This is a genomic window from Dysgonomonas sp. Marseille-P4361 (assembly GCF_900343125.1).
Lineage (GTDB): Bacteria > Bacteroidota > Bacteroidia > Bacteroidales > Dysgonomonadaceae > Dysgonomonas.
This window is the reverse complement of sequence record NZ_OPYL01000011.1, coordinates 1-12,655: the sequence shown is the minus strand read 5'-3', so window position 1 is coordinate 12,655 and position 12,655 is coordinate 1. Positions and strand designations below refer to the sequence as shown.

Annotated in this window: 12 protein-coding genes; 9 read left to right on the top strand and 3 right to left on the bottom strand. The window is 42.0% G+C overall.

Translation table 11 applies throughout. The annotated features are described in order from the left end of the window. Positions 1–87: 87 nt before the first annotated feature. The 5 genes from DHU68_RS13900 to DHU68_RS13880 all read left to right on the top strand — a co-directional run bounded on the left by DHU68_RS13900 (position 88) and on the right by DHU68_RS13880 (position 6,353). On the top strand, positions 88–918 hold the full coding sequence (locus tag DHU68_RS13900; protein WP_108823610.1) for a hypothetical protein: 831 nt from the start codon (positions 88–90) through the stop codon (positions 916–918). A 96-nt stretch (positions 919–1,014) separates the two neighbouring features. Continuing rightward, positions 1,015–2,322 carry a Gfo/Idh/MocA family protein gene (locus DHU68_RS13895; RefSeq protein WP_108823609.1) on the top strand — a complete coding sequence of 436 codons (1,308 nt, stop codon included), beginning with the start codon at positions 1,015–1,017 and terminating at the stop codon, positions 2,320–2,322. A 172-nt stretch (positions 2,323–2,494) separates the two neighbouring features. Further along, positions 2,495–2,812 (top strand): hypothetical protein, encoded by a 318-nt coding sequence (locus tag DHU68_RS13890; protein WP_108823608.1) that lies wholly within the window; start codon positions 2,495–2,497, stop codon positions 2,810–2,812. A 249-nt stretch (positions 2,813–3,061) separates the two neighbouring features. After that, the gene (locus tag DHU68_RS13885) at positions 3,062–3,886 is read left to right on the top strand and encodes a hypothetical protein (RefSeq protein ID WP_160111163.1); all 825 of its coding nucleotides are present in this window, start codon (positions 3,062–3,064) and stop codon (positions 3,884–3,886) included. Positions 3,887–3,944: 58 nt separating this feature from the next. Next, positions 3,945–6,353: a hypothetical protein gene (locus tag DHU68_RS13880; RefSeq protein ID WP_108823606.1), complete on the top strand. Its 2,409-nt coding sequence runs from the start codon at positions 3,945–3,947 to the stop codon at positions 6,351–6,353. Positions 6,354–6,380: 27 nt separating this feature from the next. Here the strand turns inward: DHU68_RS13880 and DHU68_RS13875 are convergent, their stop codons facing one another. The 3 genes from DHU68_RS13875 to DHU68_RS13870 all read right to left on the bottom strand — a co-directional run bounded on the left by DHU68_RS13875 (position 6,381) and on the right by DHU68_RS13870 (position 7,895). After that, positions 6,381–7,145, bottom strand: coding sequence for a hypothetical protein (locus DHU68_RS13875; protein WP_160111162.1), 765 nt, complete (start codon positions 7,143–7,145; stop codon positions 6,381–6,383). 238 nt (positions 7,146–7,383) lie between these two features. Next, complete coding sequence (locus DHU68_RS14240; protein WP_160111161.1) at positions 7,384–7,539, bottom strand: hypothetical protein; 156 nt, start codon at positions 7,537–7,539, stop codon at positions 7,384–7,386. A gap of 20 nt (positions 7,540–7,559) precedes the next feature. Then, the gene (locus DHU68_RS13870) at positions 7,560–7,895 is read right to left on the bottom strand and encodes a hypothetical protein (RefSeq protein ID WP_160111160.1); all 336 of its coding nucleotides are present in this window, start codon (positions 7,893–7,895) and stop codon (positions 7,560–7,562) included. Between the two features lie 257 nt (positions 7,896–8,152). On the opposite strand from DHU68_RS13870, the gene DHU68_RS14235 reads away from it, so the two are divergent. From DHU68_RS14235 to DHU68_RS13850, 4 genes are all read left to right on the top strand, one after another. Further along, positions 8,153–8,491, top strand: a complete 339-nt coding sequence (locus DHU68_RS14235) for a hypothetical protein (protein ID WP_160111159.1) — start codon at positions 8,153–8,155, stop codon at positions 8,489–8,491. 76 nt (positions 8,492–8,567) lie between these two features. Then, on the top strand, positions 8,568–10,733 hold the full coding sequence (locus DHU68_RS13860; protein WP_255412516.1) for a TonB-dependent receptor: 2,166 nt from the start codon (positions 8,568–8,570) through the stop codon (positions 10,731–10,733). Beyond that, positions 10,730–11,236 (top strand): DUF4625 domain-containing protein, encoded by a 507-nt coding sequence (locus tag DHU68_RS13855; RefSeq protein ID WP_108823601.1) that lies wholly within the window; start codon positions 10,730–10,732, stop codon positions 11,234–11,236. Before DHU68_RS13860 ends, DHU68_RS13855 begins: the two co-directional genes overlap by 4 nt. A 265-nt stretch (positions 11,237–11,501) precedes the next feature. Then, positions 11,502–12,470 carry a hypothetical protein gene (locus DHU68_RS13850; RefSeq protein WP_160111158.1) on the top strand — a complete coding sequence of 323 codons (969 nt, stop codon included), beginning with the start codon at positions 11,502–11,504 and terminating at the stop codon, positions 12,468–12,470. Positions 12,471–12,655: the final 185 nt, after the last annotated feature.

Here is a 12,655-nt window from a genome sequence, read left to right as displayed (position 1 = left end):
CAATCTGATGAAGATGAGGCGGTTTTTTGTTGTAAGTTACTAATAATTGTCTATATTTAACAGGAATAATTACATAATGAAAAAGGTATGAAAATACGAGAATTGATTCTGAATCCTTATTTTATTGTTGGGCTTATTGTATTGCTGCTGAATGATTTTTACCTGAAATATGAATATGGGAATTTTATAACAGGAAAACTCTCCGATTTTGCAGGTTTGTTAATCTTTCCCATGTTTGTGGCAACAATCGTCCCCAGACTAAATAAATCAATTTCTCTTCTTACGGGGCTTGGCTTTATCCTCTGGAAACTGCCATTATTTACACCTGTTATCGATTTCATTAACCAATACTCTTTTGTTACCGTTTACAGAACTATCGATTATTCCGACTATATAGCTTTGTGCATCCTGCCATTGAGCCATTATCTGATCAATCATCAAGAACGATATTCGATTTTAAATTTCGATAAAATAAGATCATATTCAAAATATGCCTTACTCGGTATTTCATTTTTTGCTTTTTGCGCTACTTCTGTTCCGTTAAGGGAAATGCCGCAAGGAACAATTTTTATTGGAGATTCTTATAAAATAAAATTGCCCAAAGATTCTGTTATAAGTTCAATCAAAAGACTAGGATATAATTGTGATTTCCATGAGAGGGATACGACAAAGCATGGAAGTATAAGCTTTTATCAGACGGATAATATTATCCAATATTATCAAGATTCGATTGTACTTGATACCATAGCCAGTATGAAATATGAACTGGAAGAATTGAACTCCAAAAAGACAAAACTGACTATTATAAATATAACATTCTCTAAAGAGGGGAATATTCAGAATTGGAAAACCCTTAAATCTATGAGCAAGACATATTCTTCGTGGTTAAAAGATAATTTAATAGAAAAGATAGAATAATTTATCCTTTTAAGACATAAAGGCACTGAATCGCTATGCCTTAAAAAAATATATTCCTAAATTTAAGGATTGTTTAACCTCAAAATCTGAAATGCCATGCCTTTATCGAGACGATCTTTCCTCAAAAAAACATCCTATCTGGTAGCTACGGGACTTGTTGCCCCTCACATCATTCGCGCCAATCCGTCCGTATTGGGAGCAAACGACAAAGTAAACGTAGCCCTCATCGGCTGCAAAGGAATGGGTTGGAGCAACCTGATGGACTTTATGCCTCACCCCGAAGTCAACTGTGTAGCCTTGTGCGACATTGACAATAACATACTGCAATCGCGTGCTGCCGAACTGGAGAAAAATCACGGAATGAAACCCGCTTTGTACGGCGATTACCGCAAACTGCTCGACGACAAAAATATTGATATTGTTATCATCGGTACGCCCGACCACTGGCACTGCCTGCAATTTGTAGATGCCTGCGCAGCCGGAAAAGACGTTTATGTAGAAAAACCGATAGCCAACAGCATAGCCGAATGCGACGCTATGGTGGCAGCCGCTCAGCGCTACAATACCGTCGTGCAGGTAGGGCAGCAGCAACGCAGCAGCAAGCATTGGCAAGAGATGGTCAAATACCTGCGATCGGGTCAGCTGGGCGATATAGGGCGCGTGCATGTATGGGCAAACTTCAACTATGCAGCCATGCAACCACCCGTGCCCGACTCGGATGTGCCGGCAGGCGTCGACTTCGAAACGTGGCTGGGACCAACACCAAAGAAAACCTTCAACTCGCAGCGCTTCCACGGCTCGTGGCGAATGTTTTGGGACTATGGCGGCGGATTGCTTACCGACTGGGGTGTACACCTCTTGGATATGGGTTTGTGGGGAATGGACGTGCAAGGCATGCCGCTCAGCGTGCAGGCTACGGGGGGAAATTTCCTTTACCCTAACGGGGCGCACGAAACCTTCGACACGATGTCGGTTACCTACCGTTTCCCAAAACACATTATGACTTGGGAAAACAATGCCGGGGTAGAAACCGGACCTTACGGCAAATGCTACGGCGTGCTTTTCAGAGGGACGAACGGAATGTTGGTAGCCAATCGCGACGACTGGGAGGTAATCCCCGAAGGAACTAAGCTAGCACCTACAAAAATGGTGGCCGACTATCAGGATCACCGCGATCATGTAACCAACTTCCTCGAATGTGTGAAAACCCGCAACCGCAATACGGCTTGCACCATCGAAAACGGCAGCTTGTGTGCCAAGTATGCGCAGATAGGCAATATTTCGGCACGCATAGGGGGCGAAACGCTTGTTTACGACGATGCGAAAAAGAAATTTGACAAGGGCGAAGCTAACAAACTTCTGAAACCGAAATATCGCAGTCCTTGGAAATTCCCTAATCTGTAATGCTTTCTATCCGTTTCCCTTTGAAACCGTGAATAGTTACTAAATAACGAAACCGCCCCAGTCTGAAGAAGATGGGGCGGTTTTTTGTTGATATCTTGTTTAACCTTCGCTCACGAAAATAGTCTATATTTGCATATAGAAGAAAATAACAAACTTATAAAAACATACTTTTATGAAAACAGATCTTTATACAAAAATCGTACTTACAGTAATCGCCGTTGCACTGGTAGCTAACTTCTTCAAAAGTAATGATGTAGTATCGTCGGCTTATGCCTCTTCGGCAGGCAATGTCCGCGAAATATCGGCACCCCAGAGGGAGGTAATAGACGTGAATATAGTGAGCGTAAGCAAACCTGTGGATGTGAACCTGACTCAATATACAGGTTATGATTTGTTTAAATTTAGTGATGGTTATGAGAATAGGCATAGATTTTCGAATTCAAATACGTTATATTATATTCCAATTTCTTTGGATGGTAAATACAAATAGAGAAAGAAATAAGGGGGGAATATTTGAAATCACTCTCAGGTACAGATTATGAATCATAAAAAAGGTGTGTCTAGTGTTATGACTTACCTCTTTTTATGATTTTTCTGCCAGTTTATCTATAAAGAAAAACTAGACTATGGCAAATATGCCTGAATAAACCTTTCCCCCCGAAATTAGTCTTATCTTTATAAGGTCAAATTACGATTGATTATGAAGAAAGCACTTTTCACACTCTTTACACTGTCCCTTTTGCTGTTATCCTGCGTTGGCTGCGAGAAGGACGAACCCCAAGAACCCGAAACCCCCGTTGTGCCTACACCGCCATACAAGCCCAAGCACAATATTGCTTTCAACATGGATGGCAAGCTGATCCGTGCAGGAGCGAGTCCTACGGGCGAAGTGGTGTTTAATATCGATGGCGACCTCATTCGCATGGGCGATACGCCTACGGGCGAAGTCATCTTCAACCGCGATGGCAACCTTATCCGTCATGGCGAGAAAGCCACCGGCGAGGTGTTGTTTAATATCGACGACCGTTTTATCCGTGGGGGCGACAAACCAACGGGCGACATCCTTTTCAACTTCGATGGCGATTCTATCCGAGTAGGGAAGGACAGTACGGAGATAAAGCTGTTTGATATGAAGTTTGATAGTTATAACGGTGATTTATATCGAGGGAAATTACAAACTCTTTCAGGAAAAGTCTTATTCGATATGGAGTTTGATAGTTATAACGGTGATTTATATCGAGGGAAATTACAAACTCTTTCAGGAAAAGTCTTATTCGATATGGAGTTTGATAGTTATAACGGTGATTTATATCGAGGGAAATTACAAACTCTTTCAGGAGAGGTCTTATTCGATATGAAGTTTGATAGTTATAACGGTGATTTATATCGAGGGAAATTACAAACTCTTTCAGGAGAAGTCTTATTCGATATGGAGTTTGACAGTTATAACGGTGATTTATATCGAGGGAAATTACAAACTCTTTCAGGAGAGGTCTTATTCGATATGAAGTTTGATAGTTATAACGGTGATTTATATCAGGGTTCAGGCAGTGTTAACAACTAAAAATTAAAACTCTTTTTATGATTTTTCTGCTGGTTTATCTATAAAGAAAAACTAGACTATGGCAAATATGAAAGAGTTTGAATTCAAGATTAATGGTGTAGAGCAGAATATAAAAAACATAGATACCTTAAAAGATTCGTACAAAGACCTGAAAGTACAGACCGTAGAGGTGATAACAGCTCAGGAAGTGCTTCAGGGGATTATAGCTTCTTCTCATCCGCACAAAGGCATAGAGAAGATTATACCCGTTTACGACAAAATGGCTTTTGTGGTAGACAAGATATCTAAGCTGACCCCTGTGGGTACGGCATATACAAAAGAACTATACGAAATAATAGGCAAGACCATCACCAAGCAGCTGGAGGGTGCTAAGAAAATAAACGAAGCCGACCAGAAGGAGCTTGAAGCCTTAAAGGAAAAGCAAAAAAAGTATATAGGGCTTAAAGAGGGAGATGAAAAATATATGGAAGCTCAGCTTTTGCGTATAAAGAGCTTAGACAAAGCCAGTCGTGAATATGCTGAAGAAATGGCTCTGTGGGAACAAACGAGAATTAATAAGGAAAAAGCCTACACCGAAGGCTTTGAAAAACTAAGCGAAGAACGCACGACGGTAGTAAAACAAACGCTGGAAAATATGGAGCAAGCGACCGAAAAATCGTATGCCCGCCAAGAGGAAATGATTGTTGCCCGATATGCCCTCGAGGAACAAAACCTGCGAAATGCAGCCAGTCTCAACTTTGCTACCGAAGGTGAAAAGATGGCTCACAAGCTAAAGACCAAAGAGGACGAAATGGCTATAAGCGTGAGCCTTAATGCCCAACTGGTAGAGCTTGAAAAACGAAAAGCCGAAGAGCTGAAAAAGAACGAAGCTGACCAGCAAAAAGCCAAAAACTCCATCGTGAAAGACTTTATGGCGCAGCGTACTGCCGAGATAGATGTGTTTGAGGATACATCGCTCAAGAAAGCAGAAAAGAAAGCGAAGAAAAGCCTTAAGAATGTACAAGGTTTTTTTGAAGGAATAGACAAAGAAACTCAAGAAGCCATTATCGCCGAACTGGCGAAAACCGAAGTTGCTGCACAAAAAGCAGCTGCTACAACCAAAGAAACAGCCGCCACGAAGGAAGACGCTGCCGCTAAGGAGACTGCCGCCGCCAAAGAGACCACTGCTGCCACCGAAAAAGTAGCCGCTGCTACCGACAAAGCTGCAGATGCCACCAAGAAATACCTCGACATAAAAGCCACCCGCACCAATGTGCAAGTAGAAATAAGCGAGTTGCAGAACTTGCAAAAGGTAATGCACGAAAAGTTTCAGACACAAACGAAAGTGTATGACGAAGAAATAAAAGCAGCGGGCGACAATGCCGAAAAACGAAAGGAGATAGAAAAGAAAAAGGCAGATTATACCAAGCAGTACGGCATGGATATGATTACCGTTCAGCAGACGCTTACTGCAGCCGAAAAGAAAGAGCAAGGATTGAGGTATGTGCAGTGGCAGCAATATTTCAAAAAGACAGAGGAGGTGGCCAATTCGATAAAGAAGTTCACAAGCGATGTAGGCAATTATCTTAGCACAGGGCTAACAGCAGTCAGCAATATTTATAAAGCCGAAATTGCTGCTATAGATGAGGAAATGACTCACCTGAAGAATAAAAATCAGGAAATAGTACAAGAAATAGATAATCAGGCGAAAGAAATTGCAACTATAGATGCAGAAAGAGATAATGCAGCAAAGTCAGGAAATGAAGAATTAGCTAAGGTATTAGAAGAAAAACTTAAAGCTGAAAAAGCTGCATATCAGTCATCATTAGAAACGAAGAATGAGATAGACAGAAAAGAGAGAGACCTTCAGGCAAAAAAAGCAAAAGAGCAAGCTAAGCAAGAAAAAATAGAGAAACTAAACCGTAAAGTCACTCTTATGAAAAGCATTGGCGAAGCAACAGCCAATGTAGCCCAAGGTATAACTAAGGCATTGGCTTTAGGTCCGTTTATTGGTCCGGTACTGGCGGGGGTGGTTGGAGCTATGGGAGCCATTCAGATAGGAATAATGACAAAGCAGCTGGCAAAGTTCGAAGACGGAGGCTTGCTCCGTGGGCGTCGCCATTCGCAGGGAGGAATGCGCATAGAGGGGTCGAACATAGAAGTAGAAGGTGGCGAATATGTGGTAAACCGCCAATCGACCGACAAGAATATTGGACTGATTCGCTATATCAATTCGCAGCGTCGCGAGCTCTCGCCTGCCGATATATCTTCGTTCTTTGCCCGCACTTCGCAAGGTTTCGAGCCGCCGTTTAGCCGTGCTTTCGAGGCAGGGGGACAACTACCCGTAGTGGATAGTCCCAGCACAGTAGACAACGAATACTTGGTGGATGCCATTCGCTCTATCCGCATCGAGCCGCGCGTAGCCGTTACCGATATCAACCGTGTGCAAAGCGAAGTGGTGAGTGTAGATAATTGGGTGGGGTTGTGAAATTAGGGGAAGAACTAGCTTAGTTTTTTAATAGTAGTTATCTCCTACAATTATAGAGCTACTAATGTTGCTATTATGATAAATTGTAAATAAGGCTGTTCCTATAATATCATCTCCTACAATTATAGAACTACTAATGTTGCTATTATTATTAATTGTAAATAAGGTTGTTCCTATAATATCATCTCCTATAATTATAGAACTACTAATGTTGCTATTATGATAAATTGTAAATAAGGTTGTTCCTATAATATCATCTCCTACAATTATAGAACTACTAATGTTGCTATTATGATAAATTGTAAATAAGGTTGTTCCTATAATATTATCACCCACAATTATAGAACTGCTAATGTTGCTATTATGATAAATTGTAAATAAAAGCCTATTTATCTTATCCTTCCCCACCCTTACAAATACACTATCGATATTAAACACAATATCGCCATCGGGGTCGGCTCCCGCACGGATATACTTATCGTCGAAGTTGAATACCACATCGCCCGACTTGTCCTTTCCGGCACGCAATAGCTTGCCATCGCGATTGAAAACGATATCGCCATCGGCATCCTTCCCTGCGCGTATATAGTCTCCGTCGAGGTTAAAGACCACATCGCCCGATTTGTCCTTTCCCGCACGAATCAGCTTGCCATCCACGTTGAAGACCACATTGTCTACTTCGGTGGGTGGTTTGGGCTTTTCGGGTATTTCGGGCACAGCGGGTTCGTCCTTTTCGCAAGCGGAAAAGCTCAGGCATAGCGCCAATAAGAATATGTAGTAAAGTTGTTTCATTTCAGTGAACAGTGAACAGTCAACAATCAATAGTCAACAGTTATCAATTTCATCCTTATACAAATATAGACTAAAGTTTGCACACGAGGTTTAATTCCTGATGGGAAAAAGTGACAACGAATACCTGGTGGATGCCATTCGCTCTATCCGCATCGAGCCGCGCGTAGCCGTTACCGATATCAACCGTGTACAAAGCGAAGTGGTGAGTGTAGATAATTGGGTGGGGTTGTAATTACAATTATAATATTTTTATATAAGCATTATTTAGCATGCCATATTCGTGATGGAATTTAATTTGCAAAATGGAGCTTCCTTTCATTGTTTTTATATAAGCATTATTTAGCATGCCATATTCGTGATGAAATTCAATTTGCAAAATGGAGTTTCCTTTCATTGTTTTTATATAAGCATTATTTAGTATGCCATATTCGTGATGAAATTCAATTTCAAAATGCTTTCACTCTTCTTGTCCTTCCCCGCCCTGACAAATACACTATCGATATTAAACACAATATCGCCATCGGGGTCGGCTCCCGCACGGATATACTTATCGTCGAAGTTGAATACCACATCGCCCGACTTGTCCTTTCCCGCACGAATCAGCTTGCTATCCACGTTGAAGACTACATTGTCTACCTCGGTGGGTGGCTGTGGCTTTTCGGGTATTTCGGGCATATCGGGTTCGTCCTTCTCGCAAGCGGCAAAGCTCAGGCATAGCGCCAATAAGAATATGTAGTAAAGTTGTTTCATTTCAGTCAACAGTGAACAGTTAACAGTTAACAGTTAACAGTTAACAATCAATAGTCAATAGTCAACAGTTATCAATTTCATCCTTCTACAAATATAGACTAAAGTTTGCAGACGAGGTTTAATTCCTGAGGGGAAAAAGTGATGGTGTAAATATCCGGGATAGAAACCCTCTTATCTAAAATTATTCTAAATAATACAAAAAAATAAAATAACACTATCAAATAAATACTACATTTGCAAGCCAAATATATTTCAGGGTGCATAGACAAGAGTTGAAACATCGTATCGTAACAGGGCTGCTAGTATTTGTATTTTTAGCACCATTTGTTTCCAAGCCTGTTCACATTTATCAGAATGAATGTGAAGAGCATTCTTGTTCGCATGCCGAAGACAAGGCAACACATAAGCATGACTGCAATACATGTAAGATTTGCCAGTTTCAGCTGTCATTTTTTACAGAAGCAAAATCTTCTCTGCTGATAATAAAACCTGTCGAATTATGTAGCAAGGTTTATACTCGGTACGAAGAAAAAGAATATACCCCTTCACTCAGTCTTCATCAAGCTCGCGCACCACCGCATACAGCCCTTATCTGAAAAAGACGAACGAGAGTAGAGGTTTTCTATCTCTCGACTAAATCATTGTACATTTTTTTATCAAAACAAGTTATATATGCATAACCGATTTATTCTGGCTATGTCTATGCTTGTCTTCGTATTGTCGATTAATGCTCAAACCAACGACTCGATAAAACAAGTCGAACTGGGAGATATTACTATAAACGGACAATCTTTCAAGAAGAAGAGCCAATTGAATTCGTCTCAATCGGTAGACGTGGCTGAGAAAGATTTTTTGGACAGGCATTTTTCGGGCAATATAATGCAGGCACTAGAATATATTCCGGGAGTAAAATCAATGGATATCGGTTCGGGTTTTTCAAAGCCTATGATTCGTGGGATGGGGTTCAACCGCTTGTCTGTTACCGAAAATGGCGTAAAGCAAGAAGGACAGCAGTGGGGTAGCGATCACGGATTGGAGATCGATGCCTTCAACGTAGAACAAGTAACCATCCGCAAAGGACCATCGTCCTTGTTGTACGGAAGCGATGCCATGGGCGGAGTTGTCGAAATCAGTCAGACACCCGCACCCTTCGAAGATCAGTTTTTTGGCGAAGCAGCTCTCCTTGGCAAAAGTGTCAACGACATGCTTGGTGCGTCAGTTCTTTTGGGTATCAAGAAAAAGAACCTTTATACCAAAATACGTTATTCTGAAAAACAGTATGGCGACTACCGCATCCCTACCGACAAGATAGAGTACCTGTCTATAAATATCCCTATCTATGGAGGTAAGCTAAAGAATACGGCAGGCTACGACCGCAGTGTAAACTGGTACACCGAGTATCGCTTAAGGCGTTACCTTTCCACCTACGCGGTGAGTAATACTTATCAGAAGTCGGGTTTCTTTCCGGGGTCGCATGGCATACCCGATATCGACAGAGTGAAGGACGATGGCGATAGCCGTAATATTGACTTCCCTTACAGCAAGGTAAATCACTTTAAGGCAATCTCTCGTCAGCAATACACTTGGGATAAGTTGCAGGCCTCGTTAGATCTGAGTTATCAGAAAAATGACCGCGAAGAATGGAGTTTGTTTCACACCCATTATGGAACACAAAAGCCGCCCGAAACAGATCCTAACAAGGAGCTGATGTTTACGCTCGATACTTATGCCTCTTCGCTCAAGCTAAGGACTATCGGTATCGACAATCTGGAATATAGTTTCGGTGCAGATGTACAATATCAGGAAAATCGCATTGGCGGCTACTCTTTCTTGTTGCCAAAGTACAACCGCTTTACATCGGGAGTGTACGGGTTGGCTACTTGGAAAATAGCCGACAACCTTACAGCAAGCGGTGGTTTGCGTTACGACTACGGACGAGTGCGAGTGTACGAATTTTTAGATTCACACCTCGAAGCTTATCTGACCGAAAACGGCGAAGACCCTCAGGTAGTAGATGAATACAAATGGCGAAGCAAGTCTATGTCGCGAAACTTCGGCGACTTTTCGGGCTCGGTAGGGCTGGTATGGAATAGCAGCAATGCACATCTGATAAAGGCAAACTTGGGGCACAGTTTCAGGTTGCCGGGCGTAAACGAACTTGCCGCAAACGGCATTCATCACGGCACATTCAGATACGAGCAAGGCGACCCTACACTGAAGTCGGAAAAAGGCTGGCAAATAGACGCTTCTTATAGCTTCGACAAGGAGGGGATACACTTTTCTGTTTCTCCCTTTGCCAGCTGGTTTAGCAACTATATCTACCTGAACCCTACGGGCGAGTGGCCTCAGGCAAGTTTGCCGCATGCCGGTCAGACCTACCGATTTACGGGAGTAGAAGCCTTGTTCTCGGGTGCGGAACTGTCGTTTGGTATCGACTTTCTTCGCCACTTCAACTATTCCTTTGCCGGCGAATATGTCTATACCTATAATCTCGACCGCAAGATTGCGCTGAGCTTTTCTCCTCCCGCATCGATGCGTAATACCATCACCTGGAGCAATGAACAGTTTCGAGTGTATGGCGAACTGCAAAGCATCGCTTCGCAAAACAGGGTAGCCAATAACGAGAGTAAAACCAAAGGCGCAAACCTCATTCACTTGGGGGCAAATGCAAAGGTACCTGTCGGTAAAACGGTCTTAGAGATAAATTTATCGCTTCGCAACCTGATGGATACAAAGTATTACAATCATTTAAGTTATTATCGGAAGGTGGAGATTCCCGAACCGGGACGAAACTTTCAATTATCTATTAAAATACCTTTTAAAAGTTTATTAAAATGAATACAAAAATAAATCTTATAATTTTAGCCGTTCTGGGTCTTTTTTTAACTGTCTCATTTACATCGTGTGGCGAAGACGAAGGAGATATAACACCTCCAACAATTAACTTGATAAGCCCTGCAGATGGTGCAACAATTGAAGCAGGAACAGCATTGGAACTAGAGATGGAATTGTCGGACAATGACATGTTGAAGTCTTACAAAGTGAATATTCATAATGCCTTTGATGGACATACCCACGGTGATGCTGACGATCATGAGCATGCCAAAGCAGCAGAAGCTGAATCTAAGCCGTTCTCTATCGATAAGATATGGAATCTGTCCGAAAATAGCGTGAAAGTGAAACATACAGAGATTGTTATCTCCGAAAATGCAACACCTGGTAATTATCACATGGTGATTAAGTGTTTCGATATTTCGGGAAACGAGCAGACTGTTGTTCGCCATATTGTGATAGAAAATGATGCATACGATCATGACCATGACCACGATCACCAGCATTAAGATTGCTTTTTATAGTTGAGAATAAGTCCCCGGATTCGAGTCGAATTCGGGGACTTATTTTTTTATCCTTTGGGTAGAAAGAGGGTATCAAAAGAGGCTTGTAAAGAATTTCTCCCCGATTTATCTATACAGTGAACAGTTAACAGTCATCTATAAACAACTAAAAGCTAGTAGCTAATGGCTAAAAGCTAATAGATAAATAAATAATATGAACATAGAACTCTACATTAACAACCAACTGTGCGATATCGACAGTCCCGAAAAATTGGGTATCACCCTCAAGCGTGTACTGATCAAGCCTTCGGAACTGAACCTAAAAGATGCACGAAAGTCGTACGACATCAGCCTGCCTGCTACTGTACGCAATAACGAGATTTTTAACTATGCCAACGTGGAGGAAACTCAAGGCAAGTTCAGGATTTACGGCGATGCCCGCCTTTATGTAGACGGGGTGCTGATCTTGGACGGCAAGTTCCGACTGAGCGAAATCACCCGCGACTATTATCGTGGCAACCTGGGAGTTCCCGCTCCGCTGACTGTGAAGGATGTGTTTGGCGAAACGAAGATGACCGAAAACGCTCCGCTTTGGCTTCCTTTGAAAGACTTTGCAACTTCAGTGAATGAGGTGAATGAGGCGGCGAATAATGGAGAGACAACAAAATGTATTTTTCCCTATGTGCTTTATGGACTTTTGCCCAAAAATCTGATTGGGAACAGCGATGCATCTACCGATCGCGATCTTTGGGACGAGTCGGTGAATATCCGCATGCAGGACATGCCGCCGTCTATCAATGTGATCAATATGCTGAAGCACATCTTTCAGACGAGAGGATACGGGCTTTCGGGCACAGCTCTTAGCGATCCCCGCCTCAATAAATTGTACATGAGTTACAAGGACGATGAAAACTACGTTCAGCCGTGGAACTATGGCGACCAGATGGCGATAAAGATAAAAGGGAAGTGGGATAATATATGGTGGATTGACAAGAACGATAACCCGAATCAGTTTGAGCGACAAGTACATCAGACAAATCTGGATGGATTTACATACTACACTACCAACCTGTTTGATGCAAATAGAGTAGAAATTGAAGATAAAGATATAGTAGACAAGGGATCTAATGTGGTAGTAACGAAGGTAGATGAGGGCAGTGGGTATGTTCGCAATGGTTATCAGGTAACGATACCCATGCCTGAACATGATAACATCAGAGGTAAAGAGTATTATAACTAATGATTAAAACAATAACCCTTTAAATAAACAACAATGGAAATGAATCAGGAAACCCTTAAAAAAATGACATCTTTAAGACTCAGAGGCATGTTCCTAGCTTTTAAAACGAGTCTTGAAACCCGGCAGAAAGAGACCATGACCATCGATCAGTTTGTATCCTGGCTCATCATCAGCGAATGGGACGA

What these genes read in the sequence shown, in the direction of transcription:
- DHU68_RS13900 (WP_108823610.1), top strand. Translation starts at nt 88, where the DNA reads ATGAAAATACGAGAATTGATTCTGAATCCTTATTTTATTGTTGGGCTT.
- DHU68_RS13895 (WP_108823609.1), top strand. Translation starts at nt 1,015, where the DNA reads ATGCCTTTATCGAGACGATCTTTCCTCAAAAAAACATCCTATCTGGTA.
- DHU68_RS13890 (WP_108823608.1), top strand. Translation starts at nt 2,495, where the DNA reads ATGAAAACAGATCTTTATACAAAAATCGTACTTACAGTAATCGCCGTT.
- DHU68_RS13880 (WP_108823606.1), top strand. Translation starts at nt 3,945, where the DNA reads ATGGCAAATATGAAAGAGTTTGAATTCAAGATTAATGGTGTAGAGCAG.
- DHU68_RS13875 (WP_160111162.1), bottom strand. Translation starts at nt 7,145, where the DNA reads ATGAAACAACTTTACTACATATTCTTATTGGCGCTATGCCTGAGCTTT.
- DHU68_RS14240 (WP_160111161.1), bottom strand. Translation starts at nt 7,539, where the DNA reads ATGAAAGGAAACTCCATTTTGCAAATTGAATTTCATCACGAATATGGC.
- DHU68_RS13870 (WP_160111160.1), bottom strand. Translation starts at nt 7,895, where the DNA reads ATGAAACAACTTTACTACATATTCTTATTGGCGCTATGCCTGAGCTTT.
- DHU68_RS13860 (WP_255412516.1), top strand. Translation starts at nt 8,568, where the DNA reads ATGCATAACCGATTTATTCTGGCTATGTCTATGCTTGTCTTCGTATTG.
- DHU68_RS13855 (WP_108823601.1), top strand. Translation starts at nt 10,730, where the DNA reads ATGAATACAAAAATAAATCTTATAATTTTAGCCGTTCTGGGTCTTTTT.